Here is a 16,563-nt window from a genome sequence, read left to right as displayed (position 1 = left end):
AGCGGGCGCCGGAGCGGCGACCGGAGCGGCCACGGGAGACGGGATCGGGGAGGGCACGGCGTAAGGCATCGCGGCCGGAGCCGGGGCGGCGTAGACGGGAGCGGGAGCCGGAGCCGGAGCGGCGGGGGCCGCGCCCGGAGCCAGCTCATCCACCTGTACGTCGTAAGCCCTGCCGTTGACAACTATGTTAAATCTTTTCATGACTGTATCCTCCTGTAAAATATGATTTGTTTTTGATTCATATGGTCTGCCGAGCCGCACTGGTTCCGGGCGGCCGGCCTGCATCGGTAGGTATCCGCCGCATTCCTGCGGCAATGGCGGGCCGGCGCCGGGTTACATCGAGATGTTGCCGTGCTTCTTGGGAAGGGTGCTCACACGCTTGCCGGCGAGCATGTCGAGCGCGGAGATGACCGCGGCGCGGGTATCTGCGGGGTCGACCACGTCGTCGATGTGGCCCCTGGCGGCGGCCGCGAGGGCGCTCGCCTCGTTGGCGAGATACTCCGCCTCGACCTCGGCGCGGGACTTCTCAAGGGTGATCTTGTCGCCCTCAAGGAAGGCCACGGCGGTCTCGGGGGCCAGCGCGGAGATGACCGCGTTCGGCCAGGCGATCGCGTAATCGGCGTTGGCGCCGCGTCCCGCGAGGGCGACGCAGGCCGAGCCGTACGCCTTGCCGACGATGACCGCGACCTTCGGGGTGGTCGCCTCGGCGTAGACGTGGGCGAGCTTGGCGGCCTCACGCACGCCGCCCTGGAAGACATGGCCGTCGGCGGCCGCGAACTTTTCGCAGTTGACGAGGGTCACGACGGGAATCTGGAAGGAGTCGCAGATCGCGACGAAGCGGGCGATCTTGCTGCATCCGCCCGAGCAGACGGCGCCGCTGTCCGACGCGGCGACGAAGCCGACGGTCGTGCCGGCGACGGTGCCCAGCGCGACCTTCGCGCCGGTGCCGGAAAACGCCTTCTGGAGCTCGATCAGGCTGTCCGCGTCCGCGATCTGCTCCGCGATGCCGAGGATGTCGGCCTGGTCCGCGACGCCCGCCGCAAGCGCGTCGAGCGCGGCGCCCGCGCCGGGAGCCTCGGTGAAGTCGCAGTAGGGGGCTGCGGAGAGGTTGTTGGAGGGGAGCAGGGAAACCAGCCTGCGCGCCGCGGCCACCGCGGCGTCGGCGTCCTTCTCCACGATATGTGCAACGCCCGACTTGGCCGCGTTGGCCGCGTCGGTCGCGGAATCCGCGTCGGCGGGGGTCAAAAAGAGCTCGGCGCCCTCGCTCATGACGACGAAGTCGGCGGAGGCGGCGATCAGCGCCGCGCTGCCCGCGCAGGCGCCCGCCACGACGGAGACCTGCGGCACGACGCCCGAGAGGTTGTTGGTCCAGAGGAGCATCTCCCCATAAGCGGCGAGCGCGTCGAGGCCCTCGTCCACGGCGGCGCCGTTGGAATCGTAGATGCCGACGACCGGCGCGCCGGTCTTGACCGCGAGGTCGTAGATCTTCTTGATCTTGGAGCCGTGGGCCGCTCCGACCGCCCCGTTGCGCACGGTGGAGTCCTGGGAAAACGCATACACGGGGCTGCCTTCCACCAGGCCGTAGCCGGTGATCACCCCGGTGCCGTCACAGCCGTTCTTCACGAGCGCGCCGACCTCGACAAAACTGTCGGGGTCAAAGAGCGCCGTCAGCCTTTTGCGGGCCGCCGTCGCCTTTTGGGCCTCGTTACGTGCATCGGCCAGTGACATCGCCTTGTCACTCATGTTTTTTTCCTCCTATCTTAAACTGACGCCCGTCGTCCCGACGGGCGGCCGCCATTCCGGCGGGGATCAAAATACGGGATTCGGTCGCATTTGTTGACTTTCCACAGATGAAAAAAAGAAAATGTCAAAATGTAACCACAATAAAGTATACACTTTTCCATCCCAAATAACAAGCTGTTTTTTGCGGTTTTTGATAAAAGATTAACGGTTCTTTTCCACGTTTCCGACAGAAAAAACGCCGCGGTCTCCCGCGGCGTTTTGGTATTTGCGTATCGATGGCGCCCGTGGAACTCACCGCCCGCAGCCGCAGCTCTTCTTCGCGAAGAACGCCTCGAGCGGGAAAGGCTCCCGCGCCTCATAGCCGAGCTTGGTGAGCGCGAGGCGCAGCTCCTCCGAAAGCCCCTCCCCGAGCTTCGCCGAAAGGGCCCCCGCACGCATCTGCGCCGTAAAGGCGGCGCGCGCCATCCCGTCGACAAGCCCCACGTCGAGCCGCCGGCCGGTGTCCGCGCCGGCGAGGGTCACGCAGCCGCCCGGCGCGGTGAAGAACACCGCCGTGCCGAGCACCTCGTCCCCCTTGGTGGCGGCGTAGGCGAAGGAACCGTTCTCCGGCGCGCCGAAGCTGTCGCAGATGCGCGCGGCGAGGCGCGGGTCTGTCACGCGTTTGATCAGAAACATCCCGTTACTCCTTGTAATAAATTCCGCAAATTATACAGAAGGGTTTTCCATCATTTCTTTGAGACGGCGTTGCGCAGAGCAATCAGCTCGCTGGGCTTGAGCTCCCGCCACTGGCCGGGCTGGAGCATCCCCAATTTCAGCGGCCCGACGCTTGTCCGCTTGAGGCGCGCCACCTCGAGCCCCACCGCCTCGCACATGCGGCGCACCTGCCGGTTGCGGCCCTCCTGGATGGTGATCTGCAAGACCGCGCGGCCCTCCGCCTTGTCGAGCACGAGCACGGTGGCCGGCAGGGTCCTCTTCCCGTCGAGCAGCACCCCCGCGCCCATCTGCGCGGCCTGCTCGTCGGTGATGCCGGGGCGCACCGTCACGCGGTAGGTCTTGGTGATGTGGTTGGAGGGGTGCATGACCATGTTGGCGAAGGCGCCGTCGTTGGTCATCAAAAGCAGGCCCTCGCTGTTCCGGTCGAGCCGCCCGACGGGATACACCCTGGCGGGCGCGTCCTCCACGAGGTCGGTCACGCACCGGCGGCCCATCTCGTCCGCCGTCGTCGTCACGAAGCCGCGCGGCTTATGCAGCATGATGTAGACGTTGTGCTTCTTCCTCTGGAGCGCCACCTTGACCCCGTCGATCGCGATCACGTCGCGCGCCGGGTTCACCGGGTTGCCCGGCACCGCCGGGCGCCCGTTTACCGTGACGCGCCCCTGCCTGATCGCCTCCTCCGCCTTGCGGCGGGAGAGGATGCCGTTGTCCGACAGCACCTTCTGGATGCGGATTCCCGTTACCTTTGCCATATCCTAACCTGTCTTTCTATCCGTTTCAGTCGTCCCCGCCCCGTCCGAGCCAGCCGAACAGCCGGCTCCAGAGGGAGGGCTTCGTTTCCTCTGCGTCCACGTCCCGCGCGGCGGTCAGCGCCGCCTCGGCCAGCGGCTGGCCGTCGCAGGAAAATTTCACGCTCCCGACCACCTGCCCGCGCCTCACCGGAGCGTAGAGGAAGGGCGCGGCGGTCACCGCGACGTCGACCCGCTCGCCGTCCATCAGCGCGACGGGGCCGGGCTCGTCGAAAACCGCCGCGACCGCGTCCCGCTCCCCGCCCGTCACGGGGATCTCCACCTCCGGCACGAGCCCGCCGACCTCCTCCGGCCGCAGCAGGCCGAAATAGCGGTCGTAGAGCTTTTTATGCTCGTTCCAGTCGTCGGGGCAGGAGAGCGTCACAACGATCAGCCGCACCCCCTCCCGATCGGCGCAGGAGACGAGGCAGCGCCCCGCCGAATCGGTGAAGCCGGTCTTGACGCCGACCGTGCCCGGGTAGCTTTTGAGCAGCCGGTTGTGGTTTTGCAGCCACCGGTCGTAGGGGGGATTCCCATACTGGATCTTCGCGCTCGGCTTCGCGCAGATCTCCGCGAAGAGGGGGTTCTCCAGCGCCTCCCGCGCAAGCAGCGCCATGTCGTAGGCGGAGGAGTAGTGCTCCGGGTCGTCGAGCCCCGACGGGGTGACGAAATGGCTGTCCTCCATGCCGATCTCGGCGGCGCGCTCGTTCATCATCTCCGCGAACCGCTCCTTGCTGCCCGCGATGCGCACGGCGGCGGCTCCCGCCGCGTCGTTGCCCGACGGCAGCAGCATCCCGTAGGCGAGCGCGCGCAGCGTCGCCTGGTCCCCCTCGCGCAGCCCCATCGACGACCCCTCCACACGGATGGCGGCGGTGTCGACGGTGAACCACTCGTCGATCCCGTCCTGCTCGAGCGCGAGCAGCGCCGACAGGATCTTGGTGGTCGAGGCCATCGGCAGGCGCGTGTTCGCGTTCTTCGCGAAGAGCACCCGGCCGCTCGCCGCGTCCATCACGAGCGCGGCCTTCGCCTTGGTCTCGACCCCCAGCGTGTCGGGGATCGACCGCGCCGCCGCGGGCCGCTCCTCCAAGGCCGCCGCCTCGGTCATCCGCACCCCGCACAGCAGAAGCAAAAACGCGATCAGCAGCGCGATCCCCTTTTTCAGCATCTTCCTCACCCGCACCCTCGTTATCATTCGATACAGGTCATTTTATGCGGGATTTTCCGGGCGCATTACAGGTCGATGTGGATTTCCGTCCCGGCCTGCGGGTCGTCCCCGGCGGTTTTCGCTTCCCTGGCGGGCTTCTCCTTCTTCTGGAAGAGCGCGCCCAGCTTGTCGATCACCTCGGGCGCCATCGACACCACCCGGTCGGCGGTCGTCTTGTTGTCGTTCATTTGCAGGAGGTCGACCCTGCCGTCCTTGATGACGAGGAAGGCCAGCGGCTGCACCGAGACGCCGCCGCCCGCGCCGCCGCCGAAGAGCTCCGGCTGCTTGGACGAGGGGATGTCCGAGCCGCCCGACACGAAGCCGAAGCTGACCTTGGACACCGGGATGATGATGGTGCCGTCGGGGGCGGTGATCGCCTCGCCGATGATCGTGTCCGCATCGACGAGCGAACGCAGGTTTTGCAGCGAGCTGTCCATCAGCCCGTTGATCGGATGGCTGTTGTTTCCCATAGCGAAAAGACCTCCCTGTGATCTGTTAGTCTCCGGTTTTCCCCTGCGCGCCCTTCTCCGGGGCCGGGGGCTCCTGCGCATGTTTTCTCCTCATGGTTTTGACCAAAAACGCGCACCCTATGCGGATGGCCGCGCCGAGCGCCACGAGCGGCGTCAGCCGCGCGCGCGCGGCGAAGTCGACCTTCCCCTCCTCCGCCGTGAAATCCGGGCGGATCTGGATATCCGGCTTTTCAATGCGCAGGAAGCCGAGCGCGAGCGCATAGGCGGTGTAGACCACCGCGTTGACCCGGCCGTAGGCCATCGCCGTATCCGCGGCGTCCTCCCCCGCCACCACCATATAGAGGCGGATCCGGTAGAAGACGAAATTCCGGACGAGCATCCCCGCCCCGCCCCGGAGGGAGGAGAGCAGATCGACGACCACCCCGAGCAGCTCGGAAAATTCCAGCGGCTTTTTGGCGGCCTTGGGCTTTTCCTCCCGCGGCTTGGGGGGCTTTTTCCGTTTGGCGCCGCGCTCCTTGGGCTCCTTCGTCAGGTCGATGGTGAAAAAGAGCCAGCGCAGGTACGCTTCGGGCGGCTCCCCCGTGCGGTAGGCCGCCGTGAATGAAACGGGGATGCAGAGCAGCAGCAGGACCGCCGCGAGCACGCCCGCGATGGAAAGCCCCACGACCGCCGCCATATCCTCCGCCTCCCTTTCTTGTTATGCGTCGTCGCCGGCGAGCTCGAGCTCCCCGAAGGCGACCTGCCCCTCGAGCACGTCGTCGGGCACCGGGAGCGCCTCCTCCTCCCCCGAGGGGACGGTGGGCAGCTCGTCGAGGCTCGACAGCCCGAAGCAGCGCAGGAAATTGGCCGTCGTGCGGTAGGCGATCGGCCGGCCGGGCAGCTCCAGCCGCCCCGCCTCCTCGACAAGCGCCTTGTCGATCAGCGAGTTGACCACCCCCGAGCTTTCGACGCCGCGCACCTGTTCGATGAACGCGCGGGTGACCGGCTGGTTGTAGGCGATGACCGCCAGCACCTCCAGCGCCGCCTGCGTAAGCGGGATGTTGCGCCGCAGCTCGAGCGCCTCCCGGATGACGGGGGCGAATTCCGCCCGCGTCGCAAGCTGAAGCCTGTCCCCCAGCCGCAGCAGCTCGAAGGGCATCCCCGCGTCGTCGAGCTCCCCGCGCAGGCCGGGCAGCAGGCGTTCGACCGTCTCCTCGTCGGCGCCGACCGCCTGCGCGACGCGGGAGAGCTCCACTGCGTCGCCCCCCGCGAAGAGGATGGCAAGAATCTGTTTTTGAATGAGGTCGATCATGTGACGGCTCCGTTCCGCCGCGTCCGCGGCAGCGTTAGTCTAGACCGCCGGAGGTTCCCCCTCCGGCGCGCGGCGCTCCTGCTTCGACCGGTCGAAGCGCACCTCGTCCCCCTCCACCGTGATTCTGCGCGCCTTCACCAGCTCGAGCACCGCGAGAAAGGTCGCGACCAGCTCGCTGCGGTCGCCGCTCGACGTGAAAAGGCTCTCGTAGGAGGCGCGTCCGCTGCGGTAGAGGGATTTCAAAATGTGGATGATGCGGCTTCCGACCGACACCACCCGCCGGGACACGATGCCCGAAAACGCCTGCGCCGGGGGCGGCAGCCTCCGGCGGCCGCGTCCGGCCGCGTCCTGGTAGGCGGCGTAGAGCTCGTCCGCCCGATGGGTGAGGCGGTAGGTGTTGTCCGCCTCGATTTTCACCGGCGCGCGTACAAATTGCAGATACATCCTGTTGCGCGCCCCGAGCTGGGCCGCCACCTGCCTGCACACCTGGTATTCGAGCAGCTCGCCCTGGAGCTCGGTTTTGAGCTGGAGCCCCTCCTCCTCGTGCCGCGGCAGCAGCATGACCGTCTTGATGTAGACGAGCCGGGAGGCCATCTCGAGGAACTCGCTGGCGACCTCGAGGTCCTGTTCCTCCAGCGAGCGGATATAGGTCAGATACTGCTCGAGCAGGGCGGAAATCTCGATGTCGCAGATGTCCAGCTTGTGCTTTTGGATGAGGAAGAGCAAAAGGTCGAGCGGGCCTTCAAACTCCTCCGTTTTAAACAGCAGTTTTTCCATCGTCATACGTAAAGCAGTTCGGGTGTCCGGGTGATCAGGGCGAAGAACCGGAGGATCCAGCGGGTCAGCCAGCCCATCGGGACGCTCAGCACGCCCATGAAGACCGCCACCAGCACGACGATGTAGATGACCTGCTGGTACCGTGCGATCCGCGCTTCCCACTTGGCCGGGATAAAATAGGCCAGGATGCGGTAGCCGTCGAGCGGCGGGACGGGCAGAAGGTTGAAGATCGCCAGCGACACGTTGATCGTGACCATCATGAGCAGGATATAGCTGACGATCACGGCGGCGTCCGTCTGGCCCGCGTAACCGAGCGCGAGCACCGCCAATTTATTGACGAGCAGCAGCGCGAGCCCCAGCAGCAGGTTGGACACCGGACCCGCCAGGGCGGTGACGGCCATGCCGCCCCGCATCGTGATTTTACGGGTGAAATTGCGGGGGTTGACGGGGGTGGGCTTTGCCCAGCCGTACCGCTGGGTGAGCAGCAGCATGACCGAACCGATCGGGTCGAGATGCGCGAGCGGATTGAGGTTCAGCCGTCCCTGCAGGCTCGCGGTGTCGTCCCCCAGCTTATAGGCCGCCCACGCGTGGGCGCACTCATGCACCGGCATCGAGGTCATCAGCACGATCAGCGTGACGATAAAGCTTTGCATGTCCCAGTTCAGCATGGCGTTCTCCCGTCGAAAATGTGGCGGCGCTTTGCGTCAAACGCCGCGTCCGCTCGTTTATTATACCTGTTCCAGGGTGGAAATACAAGCGGATTTGCCGGTAATTCCCTTTTCATGCCTTTTCCCCGAAAATTTTGCGAAAAACCACTTGCATTTAAAGGCCGAATCTGGTAGAATACTAACGTTGACCTACAATACAGGTGTAAAATCTTTCTTATGATAGAGGAGGTGCAGAACATGGCAAAATGCGATATCTGCGGTAAAGGTGTTACTTTCGGAATCAAGGTTTCTCATTCGCACAGGCGTTCCAACCGCGCTTGGAAACCCAATGTCCAGCGTGTCAAGGCGATCGTCGACGGAACTCCCCGCCACATCTATGCCTGCACCCGCTGCCTGCGTTCCGATAAGATTCAGCGCGCGCTGTAATCCTTCGACCACGCAAAAGCAAAAGCCTCCGCTATGCGGGGGCTTTTTTGTTTCTGCCGCTCAGCGAGCGGCGCAGCTTGCCGAGTCCCACCCCGGGGTGGGCTTGGATTTGCCGCACATCGAGCGGCGCAGTTTGTCGGTAGTCGACCGACAGCGAGTTCCTTTCTTGCTTGCCCAAGAAAGGAACCAAAGAAGGGCACGAGGGGCTTCGCCCCTGCGACCCCCGCGCCGCCTCCGGTTGGCCTGCGGCCAAAGTCGGCGGCGCCCTGCCACGGATGAACGGACGGGTGTGCAGCATCCCGCCAGCCGCCGCGCCGCGGGCGCAATGCCTCTGCCGGCGAGCCCCCGGAACCGTGCCCGAAATGCTTTCGGGGAGATGCGACGGCAAAAACGCAAAGGAGCGCCGCCCGGTGGGCGGCGCTCCTTTGTGGCTGAGCCTTCTGTTCCTCTGTTGGGTGCGCCCGCAACCTGAATTGAGCCCTCAGCTGGTGTACCCGTGGGGTGTGGCGGTAGTTCGCGGGTCATGGCAAGGTACTCCCGGGGGTTTCTCAAGGGGACTGGCGGAAGTCCCCTTGAGCGCCCTTCTTCCGCCGACTTCTTGGGCGCGCAAGAAGTCGGCCCGCCCGCCGGGGCGGGTCCCGGCGATCTATGCCGCCGCAGGCGGCTCCCTTAAAGCGCCCCGGAGGGGCGCGAAAAAAGCCCCACCGGGCGCAACGCGGCAAATCAAAGAAACCTCTCAGCGGCTGAGCAGCCAGATGACCTCCGACTCGTGGCGTTTGGGGCGGTCCATGAGGTTGCGGATCGCCTCGTCGGGGCTGCGGCCCTCATAGAGCACCGCGTACACCTGCTCGATGATCGGCATCTCGACGCCCCGCTTGCGGGAGAGCTCGTAGGCGCATTTGGTGGCGGTATAGCCCTCGACGGTCATGCCGACCTCGTCGATCGCCTGCCGCGCGGTGCGGCCCTTGCCGATCAGGATGCCGGCGCGGCGGTTGCGGGAGTGCATCGAGGTGCAGGTGACGATCAGGTCGCCCATGCCGGAGAGCCCGGCGAACGTCTCGGTCGAGGCGCCCATCGCCACGCCGAGGCGGGCGATCTCGGTGAGCCCGCGGGTCATGAGGGCGGCCTTGGCGTTGTCGCCGAGCCCCAGCCCGTCGCAGGCGCCCGAGGCGAGCGCGATCACGTTTTTGAGCGCGCCGCCCAGCTCCACGCCGGTGACATCGTCGTTGACATAGATGCGCAGGGTGGGGTTCATCAGCGTGTCCTGCACGAACTCCGCGGCGGCGCGGCTGCGGGAGGCGGCCACGACCGTCGTGGGCACGCCGCGCGCGACCTCCTCCGCGTGGGAGGGGCCGGAGATCATGACGACGCTGTTCTGCGGCAGTTCCTCCGCGATGACGACCGACAGCGACTTGAGCGACTCCTGCTCAAAGCCCTTGGCCACGCAGGAGACGACCGCCTCGGGGGAGAGGATCCCCTTTACCGAGGCGCAGACGCCGCGTACGGCGAAGGAAGGGGTCGCGACAATGACCAGGTCGGCGTCCGAATGCGCGGGAAGCTGCCAGGTCATCGCGACCGATTCGGGAATGATCACGCCGGGCAGCAGCTTTTTATGCTCCCGTGCTGCGGAGAGGGTCTCGATCTCCTGCTGGAACGGGGAGTAGAGGGTGACCCGGTGCCCGCACTTGTCGCACAGGACGGCGAGCGCGGTCCCGAAGCCGCCCGCCCCGAGGATGAGGATGTTTGCCATGGCGGTTCCTCCTTATACACGTTGCGCGGGGCGGCCGGAAGGTCAGCCCTGCTTGTTTTTATCCTGTCCGAAACGGTATTCGGTGCCGTTCAGGAGGCGTTTGATGTTCTCGCGGTGCATAAACGCACCCAGCCCGCTGAGCAGCAGCGCGAAGAGCAGGTCGAAGCCGAAGGGCCTGCCGGTGAAATGGTCGACGGCCACCGTGAAGATGGGGAAAAGCACATAGCCGATGATCACGGTGAGGGAGACGATCTTGACGATGAAGACCACCGGGACGAGCAGCACCACCAGCAGCAGGAAGACCTTCCAGTTGAGCATGAGCACGACGCCCAGGCTGGTGAGCACCCCCTTGCCCCCCTTGAAGCCGAAGTAGAGGGGGAAGAGGTGGCCGAGCAGCGCGAAGAAGCCCGCTATGTACCCGCCGTCGACGGCGGTGACCCCCAGCAGCAGGAAGATGATCCGGCCGAGGGCGACGGCCACCACCCCTTTCCCGAAGTCCCCGACGGCGGTCAGGGCGGCCATCTTCTTGCCGTAGTTGCGCAGGATGTTGGTCATGCCCGCGTTGCCGCTGCCGTGATTGCGCACGTCGTCCTGCGCGCCGATGCGGGAGACGATCACCGCGAAACTCACGCTGCCGATCAGGTAGGCGGCCAGCGCAGCCGCGCCCGCGGCGATCCAGAAGCCGGGAGTAAACGTATTCATTCCATCACACCCTCATAGCGTTATTTGCCGGGTCATTTCTTGCCGTCGTCCCGCTCGCGCACCACGATGCGCACCGGAGTTCCCTCCATCCCGAAGGTGGAACGGATCTGGTTTTCGAGGTAGCGCTGGTAGGAGAAGTGGAAGAGCTCCTTGTCGTTGCAGAAGAAGACGAAGGTCGGCGGCCGGGTGGAGGCCTGTGTGCAGAAATAGATACGCAGCCGCTTGCCCTTGTCGGTGGGGGGCTGCACCCGCGCCGTCGCGTAGGAGAGCATGTCGTTGAGCCGCCCGGTCGGGACGCGCATCGCGTTCTGGGCGTTGACGAAATTGATCAGCTCGTAGAGCTTGTCGATCCGCTGGCCCGTCTTGGCGGAGATGAAGATGAAGGGCACGTAGGACATGAAGGAGAAGTCGTTCTCGAGCTTTTTGCGGTACTCCTGCATCGTGCGGCCGTCCTTGTCGACGGCGTCCCACTTGTTGACCGCCACGATGCAGCCCTTGCCCTGCTCGTGCGCGTAGCCGGCAACCTTGCTGTCCTGCTCGGTGAAGCCGACCGTCGCGTCGAGCATGATGACGCACACGTCGCTGCGGTCGACCGCCATGTAGGCGCGCAACACGCTGTACCGCTCGATCTCCTCGTCGACCTTCGATTTGCGGCGGATGCCCGCCGTGTCGATGAAGACGTATTTGCCGAACTCGTTTTCCACGACCGTGTCGGTCGCGTCGCGGGTGGTGCCCGCCACGTCGGAGACGATCATCCGCTCCTCCCCGGCCACGCGGTTGATGAGGGAGGACTTGCCGACGTTCGGCTTGCCGATGACCGCCACGCGGACATATTCGGGATCGTAGGAGTCCTGCGCCTCGAAATCGATGTGCGAATAGCAGGCGTCGAGCAGGTCGCCGGTGCCGTGTCCGTGCACCGAGGACACCGCGATCGGGTCCCCGAGGCCGAGGTTGTAGAATTCATAGAACTCGGGCGGCGGCTCGCCGAGCCGGTCGGCCTTGTTGACCGCCAGCACCACCGGCTTGCCGCTCTTCTGGAGCATGACCGCCACGTCCTGGTCGTTCGCCGTCACGCCCGACTGGATATCCACCACGAGGATGATCACGTCGGCCGAATCGATCGCGAGCTGCGCCTGCCGGCGCATCTGCGAAAGGATCTGGTCGTCCGAATAGGGCTCGATGCCGCCGGTGTCCACCAGCATCACCGTTTTGCCGCGCCATTCGCACTCGTAATAGATGCGGTCGCGCGTCACGCCGGGCGTGTCCTGCACAATCGAGATGCGCGCGCCCGCCAGTTTATTGAAGAGGGTCGATTTCCCCACGTTGGGGCGGCCCACGATCGCAATCAGCGGTTTGGACATGCTATTCCTCCTTTGCCACGGAGACGCCCGCGCGGCCGGTCATGGCCGCGTAGAGCTCGTATCCGTCGTTGTCCACCGGCAGCACCGGCACGCCGAGCGCCTCTTCGAGCGCCTCGAGCGTCATGTCGTCCAGAAATTTGTCCCGCTCGTGCCGCAGCATCGCCGACGGCAGCAGCAACCGGTCGCCGAGCGCCTCCCCGCCGAGCTGTTCGGCGAGATCGACGCCTGTCACCAGCCCCGCGACGGTGATCTTTTCACCGAAAAAGCGGTTCTCGATCGCGCGCACCCGGATGTCGATGCCCGGGTAGCGGTCCATCACCCGCCGCGCCAGCGACGAGATGAGCGGGCAGGCCGCCTTGCCGGTGGCCACCGTGAAGGCGCCCTCCGCGGCCCCCTCCCCGTCGTCGTCCGAAAACGCGCCGGAAAACTCGTCCTCGAGCAGGGAGAGCAGTCCCACGCCGTTCTCGAGCTGCGCGAACTCGCCGTAGTAGCCCGCCTCCGGGATGGGGCGTCCCGCCAGCAGGAAAAACTCGTCGGACGGATAGGCCACCCGCTCGCCGTGCTCCTCCAGCATCCTTTGCTGGAACGCCTCGACGCGGTCGATCGTGTCGCCCGCCTCCGCCGCGGTGAAGGACCGCAGCTCCGCCAGACCCTCGCGGTATTTGGTCAGCCCCACCGGCACGCAGGCCACGCTCTGCACGCCCGGATATAGCTTGCCCAGATCGGCGAGCGTTTTTGCAAGCGCCTCCCCGTCGTTCCAGCCGGGGCAGAGCACGAGCTGGGTGTTGATGCGGATGCCCGCCTTCGCCAGCCGCTCGATGTAGCGCAGCGACCCGGCCGCGTTGGGGTTCTTCATCATCGCCACCCGCAGCGCGGGGTCGGTCGTGTGGACCGACACGTTCACGGGGGAGATGTGCATCTCTATGATACGGTCAATATCCGCATCCGTCAAGTTGGTGAGCGTGATATAGTTCCCGAAGAGGAAGGAAAGCCGGCTGTCGTCGTCCTTGAAGTAGAGGCTTTCGCGCATGCCGGGGGGCATCTGGTCGATGAAGCAGAAGACGCACTTGTTTTTGCAGGAGTGCTGTTTGTCCATCAGGTAGGTCTCGAAATCGAGGCCGATGTCGTCGTACTCCGCCTTTTTGATGCGCACCGAATAGGGCGCGCCTCCCCGCAGCAGCGAAAGCTCGAGCTGCCGGTCGGTCATGTAGAACCGGTAGTCGAGCACGTCGTTGATGGGGCGGCCGCCGATCGTGAGCAGCGTGTCGCCCGGGCGGACGCCCGCGCGCGCGGCGTGGGAACCGGGGGCGACGGTTTGGATGAGAACTGGCATAGGGGCGCTCCTCCTTCGGGAAACAAGAAAAAAGAGGTGGAAAACTTCCACCTCCGTCGCACATCGCTTTCGGCTCTTACGCCTCGACCTTGATTACTTCCCTGTCTTTGTAGTAACCGCAGTTGGGGCAAACCTTATGGGGAGCCTTCAGCTCGCCGCAATGGGTGCATTTCGAGAATGCGGGAGCATCCAGTTTCCAAACGTTGGAACGCCTCTTGTTTTTGCGCGCTTTTGAGGATTTTCTCTTTGGTACTGCCATCTTGTGGCACCCCCTTCAATCTGTTATGTTACCGGTACCCGCGCCTGTGAGCCGGAGCAGGCGCCGCTTTTGTTACAAAGCTAGTCCTTCAGCAGTTCCCGCAGTTTGTCCAGCCTGGGGTCCCGCTCGGTTCGGTCGCAGCCGCATTCCCCCTCGTTGAGGTTTGCGCCGCATTTGGGACAGAGCCCCCTGCAGTCGTCGCCGCACAGGATCGAGGTGGGGAGTTCGAGGAGAATATCGGAGGTCGCGAGCTCCGCCAAATCGAGCTTGCCGTCCGGTATTACTATATACTCATCGTTGTCCTCACGGTTCAGGGATAAAACCACCGTGTGCGAGAATTCCTGATGCCCGGGCCTGGTGAGCGGCGTAAGACACCGGTCGCACACCGTCTCGAGCACGAAATCCACCGTATAGCCGACGTCCACGATTCCCGCGCGGTTGCGCGCGATGCCGGCGATCCTGACAGGCTGGTGGAACAGCCCGCTTCCCCACCGCCTGACGTCCCCGAGATCCAGCGCTGCGGAAAACTCCTGCGTCTCGCCCGGGTTGTCGAACAGTTTGGAGAGATCGACCTTCATGCGTCACACTCCGTTCGGTCGCGTTTTCGGGGTTCGCATCTGCGGATTTGGGCGCAGTGCCCCCGCAAATGTCACGAAGATTATTATAACCGTTCCATCCGCGAATGTCAAGGGTGCGCGGACAAATTACAGGGCAATTTCCATGGTCTTCAGATCCGTTGCGACCGCGGCGTCGAAATCGAGCAGGTCGAGGATGTCGCGGCGCAGGTCGACCCCCGGCGCGATCTCGCAGATCTCAAGCCCCCGCTCCCCCAGGCGGAAGACGCACCTCTCGGTGACATAGAGCACCCGCTGGCCGGAGCGGCGGGCGTTGAGCGCCGAAAAACTCACGCTCTGCACCGCCTTGACAAACTTGCGCACCCGCCCTTCCCGCAGGATGCGCAGCTTCCCGTCCTCCACCGCGACCTCCAGGCCGCCCGCCGTGAAGTTGACGCAGAAGACGATCCGCCCGGTCGACTGGGTGATGTTCGCAAATCCCCCGATCCCCGCCGGGCGGCCGGGGAGCCGGTGGGCGTTGACGCTGCCGTCGCTGCCGACCTCGAAGCCGCCCATGAAGCAGATGTCCAGCCCGCCGCCGTCGTAGAAGTCGAACTGCTGGGAGGTGTCGGTGATGACGTCCGCGCCGATCGTCGCGCCGAAGGCGAGCCCCGGCGCGGGCAGTCCGCCGATGCCGCCCGATTCGACGGTGAGGGTCAGGGAGCCCAGCAGCCCGCGCCGCGCCGCGGCCGGGCCGACCGTCTCGGGGATGCCGATGCCGATATTGACCACGTCGCCCGCCCGCAGCTCCTTCGCGGCGCGTGCGCCGATGATCTCATGCGAGAGGTTTGCCGCCTGCTCTCCCCGCTTGCCCGACAGCCGCAGGCGGCCCATCCAGTAGTCCATATGGGTGGGCGGCACGTGGATGTCCCCCGAGAGGGATGGGTTGTAGTCGGTTTGGATGATCTGGTGCTGGTCGGGACAGACGACCACCGCGTCGACGAGCACCCCCGGCACGATGACGTTGCGCGGCCGGGTGAAGACGGGCGACAGGCTTTCGACCTGCACGATCACCCTGCCGCCGTTCGCCTTGGTCGCCTGCGCGAGCGAGAGGGCGTCGGCGGTGACGCACTCCTTGTCAAAGGTGATGTTGCCGTTGGGGTCCGCGGCCGTGCCGCGGATAAACGCCACGTCGAATTTGGGCGCGCGGTAGAAGAGCAGCTCCTCCCCGTCCACCTCGACCAGCTTCACCCAGGTCTCCTTGGACCGCTCGTTGAGGCCGGGCCCCTCGAGCCTCGGGTCGACAAAGAGATTGAGCCCCACCCGGGTATACACCCCCGGCTGCCGTCCCGCCGCTGCGCGCTGCATCTGCGCCATCACGCCGAGCGGCATGTTGTACCCCTCGATTTTGTTCTCGCTGATCATCCGCAGCGCCGCCGGCATACTCATGAAATGCCCCGCCACGATGCTTTTGACCGCGCCCGCCGCAATATACGGATCGGCGCACAGCCGCTCGTCCCATCCGCCGAAGCCGGACGCGCAGTAGAGGGTCAGGCCGTTCGGATGGCCGCTTTCGGCGTGGCGCGCGGCCAGCGCGTCCTGAAGGCGCGAGGGATTGGCCAGCGACAAAAATGCGTTGATGCCGATCGTGTCGCCGTCGCGCACAAGCGCGGCGGCCTCCTGCGGGGTCATGATCTGGAACATGGCGGGGCTCCCTTCCTGTTGTTACCGCTCCATTGTACCTGAACGGAGGCGCGGTTGCAACCTCTTTTCTTTTGCCGCTCCGTGAGCGGCAGGGATTGCCGCGCTGCGCCCGGCGGGGGCATTCTTAGGTTTACCGCTCAGTGAACGGTGTAGCTTGTCGGTGGCCGACCGACGGCGGTCTTGGATTTGCCGCTCGGAGAGCGGCGGAGCTGCCGGATCCCGCCCCGGGGTGGGCTTAGATTTACCGCTCAGTGAGCGGTGTGGTTTGCCGGGTCCCGCCCCGACTGTGGTTTGAGATTTTCCGCCCAGTGGGCGGAGGGACTTGTCGGTAGTCGACCGACGGCGAGTTCCTTTCTTGCTTGCCCAAGAAAGGAAGCAAAGAAGGGCACGAGGGGCTTAGGCGGCCTGCCCGGGCTGCGCCCGGAGCGCGCTACGCGCGACGGCCGCTCGCGGGCGCTCCGCCCCGCGGCCCCGGCTTGAGTCCGCTTCGCGGACCCGGCCCTGCGGGCCGGATTCTCTACAAGGATGGCCTGCGGCCAAATCCCTGCGACCCCCGCGCCGCCTCCGGTCGGCCTGCGGCCAAAGTCGGCGGCGCCCTGTCACGGATGAGCGAACAAGCCTACAGCATCCCGCCCGCCGCCGCGCCACGGGCGCAATGCCTCTGCCGGCGAGTCTCCGGAACCGTACCGGGGGTGCTTCCGGGGAGGCACGTCCGCTTTGCGTGGCGCGCAGCGCCCACGGGGAGGCGGAAAACTGCGCGGCTACGCCGCGCACGCGCGCAGAGCGCGCGAACGCCCGGAACGGGCGTTGTTTTCCGCC

Annotated in this window: 17 protein-coding genes and 1 pseudogene; 1 reads left to right on the top strand and 17 read right to left on the bottom strand. The window is 65.5% G+C overall.

Features of this window, described 5'->3' with window-relative positions:
- From RCI06_RS06895 to RCI06_RS06850, 10 genes and pseudogenes are all read right to left on the bottom strand, one after another.
- Nucleotides 1–201, bottom strand: a pseudogene (locus RCI06_RS06895) (acetyl-CoA carboxylase biotin carboxyl carrier protein subunit); the annotation flags it as partial.
- Between the two features lie 132 nt (nt 202–333).
- Nucleotides 334–1,743 carry a carboxyl transferase domain-containing protein gene (locus tag RCI06_RS06890; RefSeq protein ID WP_276873714.1) on the bottom strand — a complete coding sequence of 470 codons (1,410 nt, stop codon included), beginning with the start codon at nt 1,741–1,743 and terminating at the stop codon, nt 334–336.
- Nucleotides 1,744–2,034: 291 nt separating this feature from the next.
- Nucleotides 2,035–2,418 (bottom strand): hypothetical protein, encoded by a 384-nt coding sequence (locus RCI06_RS06885; protein ID WP_101548904.1) that lies wholly within the window; start codon nt 2,416–2,418, stop codon nt 2,035–2,037.
- 50 nt (nt 2,419–2,468) lie between these two features.
- Nucleotides 2,469–3,209, bottom strand: a complete 741-nt coding sequence (locus RCI06_RS06880; RefSeq protein WP_121586920.1) for a pseudouridine synthase — start codon at nt 3,207–3,209, stop codon at nt 2,469–2,471.
- Nucleotides 3,210–3,234: 25 nt separating this feature from the next.
- Nucleotides 3,235–4,410, bottom strand: a complete 1,176-nt coding sequence (locus RCI06_RS06875; protein ID WP_306575255.1) for a D-alanyl-D-alanine carboxypeptidase family protein — start codon at nt 4,408–4,410, stop codon at nt 3,235–3,237.
- A 65-nt stretch (nt 4,411–4,475) separates the two neighbouring features.
- Nucleotides 4,476–4,919: a GerW family sporulation protein gene (ytfJ, locus tag RCI06_RS06870; protein ID WP_101548898.1), complete on the bottom strand. Its 444-nt coding sequence runs from the start codon at nt 4,917–4,919 to the stop codon at nt 4,476–4,478.
- Nucleotides 4,920–4,944: 25 nt separating this feature from the next.
- The gene (locus RCI06_RS06865; RefSeq protein ID WP_306575206.1) at nt 4,945–5,595 is read right to left on the bottom strand and encodes a DUF2953 domain-containing protein; all 651 of its coding nucleotides are present in this window, start codon (nt 5,593–5,595) and stop codon (nt 4,945–4,947) included.
- 21 nt (nt 5,596–5,616) lie between these two features.
- Entirely contained in the window at nt 5,617–6,210 is a 594-nt protein-coding gene (gene scpB, locus RCI06_RS06860; RefSeq protein ID WP_101548894.1) for an SMC-Scp complex subunit ScpB, read from the bottom strand.
- 39 nt (nt 6,211–6,249) lie between these two features.
- Nucleotides 6,250–6,993, bottom strand: coding sequence for a ScpA family protein (locus RCI06_RS06855; RefSeq protein WP_256153142.1), 744 nt, complete (start codon nt 6,991–6,993; stop codon nt 6,250–6,252).
- Nucleotides 6,990–7,655 carry a site-2 protease family protein gene (locus tag RCI06_RS06850; protein ID WP_101548890.1) on the bottom strand — a complete coding sequence of 222 codons (666 nt, stop codon included), beginning with the start codon at nt 7,653–7,655 and terminating at the stop codon, nt 6,990–6,992. The genes RCI06_RS06855 and RCI06_RS06850 overlap by 4 nt, the downstream gene beginning before the upstream one ends.
- A 237-nt stretch (nt 7,656–7,892) precedes the next feature.
- On the opposite strand from RCI06_RS06850, the gene rpmB reads away from it, so the two are divergent.
- Nucleotides 7,893–8,081 carry a 50S ribosomal protein L28 gene (rpmB, locus tag RCI06_RS06845; protein WP_101548888.1) on the top strand — a complete coding sequence of 63 codons (189 nt, stop codon included), beginning with the start codon at nt 7,893–7,895 and terminating at the stop codon, nt 8,079–8,081.
- 736 nt (nt 8,082–8,817) lie between these two features.
- On the opposite strand, the gene RCI06_RS06840 is transcribed toward rpmB, so the two are convergent.
- The 7 genes from RCI06_RS06840 to RCI06_RS06810 all read right to left on the bottom strand — a co-directional run bounded on the left by RCI06_RS06840 (nt 8,818) and on the right by RCI06_RS06810 (nt 15,744).
- Entirely contained in the window at nt 8,818–9,831 is a 1,014-nt protein-coding gene (locus RCI06_RS06840) for an NAD(P)H-dependent glycerol-3-phosphate dehydrogenase (protein WP_101548886.1), read from the bottom strand.
- Between the two features lie 42 nt (nt 9,832–9,873).
- Nucleotides 9,874–10,533 (bottom strand): glycerol-3-phosphate 1-O-acyltransferase PlsY, encoded by a 660-nt coding sequence (gene plsY, locus RCI06_RS06835; protein WP_101548884.1) that lies wholly within the window; start codon nt 10,531–10,533, stop codon nt 9,874–9,876.
- Between the two features lie 32 nt (nt 10,534–10,565).
- On the bottom strand, nt 10,566–11,894 hold the full coding sequence (gene der, locus RCI06_RS06830; RefSeq protein ID WP_121586926.1) for a ribosome biogenesis GTPase Der: 1,329 nt from the start codon (nt 11,892–11,894) through the stop codon (nt 10,566–10,568).
- A 1-nt stretch (nt 11,895) separates the two neighbouring features.
- The gene (locus RCI06_RS06825) at nt 11,896–13,227 is read right to left on the bottom strand and encodes a DUF512 domain-containing protein (RefSeq protein ID WP_373690848.1); all 1,332 of its coding nucleotides are present in this window, start codon (nt 13,225–13,227) and stop codon (nt 11,896–11,898) included.
- A 76-nt stretch (nt 13,228–13,303) separates the two neighbouring features.
- Nucleotides 13,304–13,486, bottom strand: a complete 183-nt coding sequence (gene rpmF, locus RCI06_RS06820) for a 50S ribosomal protein L32 (protein WP_101548878.1) — start codon at nt 13,484–13,486, stop codon at nt 13,304–13,306.
- An 80-nt stretch (nt 13,487–13,566) separates the two neighbouring features.
- A complete protein-coding gene (locus RCI06_RS06815; RefSeq protein ID WP_121586928.1) occupies nt 13,567–14,064 on the bottom strand; it encodes a DUF177 domain-containing protein in 498 nt (165 codons plus the stop codon).
- A 126-nt stretch (nt 14,065–14,190) separates the two neighbouring features.
- Nucleotides 14,191–15,744, bottom strand: a complete 1,554-nt coding sequence (locus tag RCI06_RS06810) for an acyl CoA:acetate/3-ketoacid CoA transferase (protein WP_101548874.1) — start codon at nt 15,742–15,744, stop codon at nt 14,191–14,193.
- Nucleotides 15,745–16,563 lie beyond the last annotated feature (819 nt).

It is taken from the genome of Anaerotruncus massiliensis (ex Togo et al. 2026), assembly GCF_030825285.1.
In the GTDB taxonomy this organism is placed as follows: Bacteria; Bacillota; Clostridia; order Oscillospirales; family Ruminococcaceae; genus Anaerotruncus; species Anaerotruncus massiliensis.
The sequence above is the reverse complement of the archived record's forward strand: the minus strand, read 5'-3'. Positions and strand labels throughout refer to the sequence as shown.

Bases quoted from the DNA above. Each gene is read 5' to 3' on its own strand.
- plsY (WP_101548884.1), bottom strand. From the start codon at position 10,533: ATGAATACGTTTACTCCCGGCTTCTGGATCGCCGCGGGCGCGGCTGCG.
- RCI06_RS06885 (WP_101548904.1), bottom strand. From the start codon at position 2,418: ATGTTTCTGATCAAACGCGTGACAGACCCGCGCCTCGCCGCGCGCATC.
- RCI06_RS06890 (WP_276873714.1), bottom strand. From the start codon at position 1,743: ATGAGTGACAAGGCGATGTCACTGGCCGATGCACGTAACGAGGCCCAA.
- RCI06_RS06880 (WP_121586920.1), bottom strand. From the start codon at position 3,209: ATGGCAAAGGTAACGGGAATCCGCATCCAGAAGGTGCTGTCGGACAAC.
- der (WP_121586926.1), bottom strand. From the start codon at position 11,894: ATGTCCAAACCGCTGATTGCGATCGTGGGCCGCCCCAACGTGGGGAAA.
- rpmF (WP_101548878.1), bottom strand. From the start codon at position 13,486: ATGGCAGTACCAAAGAGAAAATCCTCAAAAGCGCGCAAAAACAAGAGG.
- RCI06_RS06855 (WP_256153142.1), bottom strand. From the start codon at position 6,993: ATGACGATGGAAAAACTGCTGTTTAAAACGGAGGAGTTTGAAGGCCCG.
- RCI06_RS06865 (WP_306575206.1), bottom strand. From the start codon at position 5,595: ATGGCGGCGGTCGTGGGGCTTTCCATCGCGGGCGTGCTCGCGGCGGTC.
- RCI06_RS06840 (WP_101548886.1), bottom strand. From the start codon at position 9,831: ATGGCAAACATCCTCATCCTCGGGGCGGGCGGCTTCGGGACCGCGCTC.
- ytfJ (WP_101548898.1), bottom strand. From the start codon at position 4,919: ATGGGAAACAACAGCCATCCGATCAACGGGCTGATGGACAGCTCGCTG.
- RCI06_RS06825 (WP_373690848.1), bottom strand. From the start codon at position 13,227: ATGCCAGTTCTCATCCAAACCGTCGCCCCCGGTTCCCACGCCGCGCGC.
- RCI06_RS06815 (WP_121586928.1), bottom strand. From the start codon at position 14,064: ATGAAGGTCGATCTCTCCAAACTGTTCGACAACCCGGGCGAGACGCAG.
- rpmB (WP_101548888.1), top strand. From the start codon at position 7,893: ATGGCAAAATGCGATATCTGCGGTAAAGGTGTTACTTTCGGAATCAAG.
- RCI06_RS06875 (WP_306575255.1), bottom strand. From the start codon at position 4,410: ATGCTGAAAAAGGGGATCGCGCTGCTGATCGCGTTTTTGCTTCTGCTG.
- RCI06_RS06850 (WP_101548890.1), bottom strand. From the start codon at position 7,655: ATGCTGAACTGGGACATGCAAAGCTTTATCGTCACGCTGATCGTGCTG.
- scpB (WP_101548894.1), bottom strand. From the start codon at position 6,210: ATGATCGACCTCATTCAAAAACAGATTCTTGCCATCCTCTTCGCGGGG.
- RCI06_RS06810 (WP_101548874.1), bottom strand. From the start codon at position 15,744: ATGTTCCAGATCATGACCCCGCAGGAGGCCGCCGCGCTTGTGCGCGAC.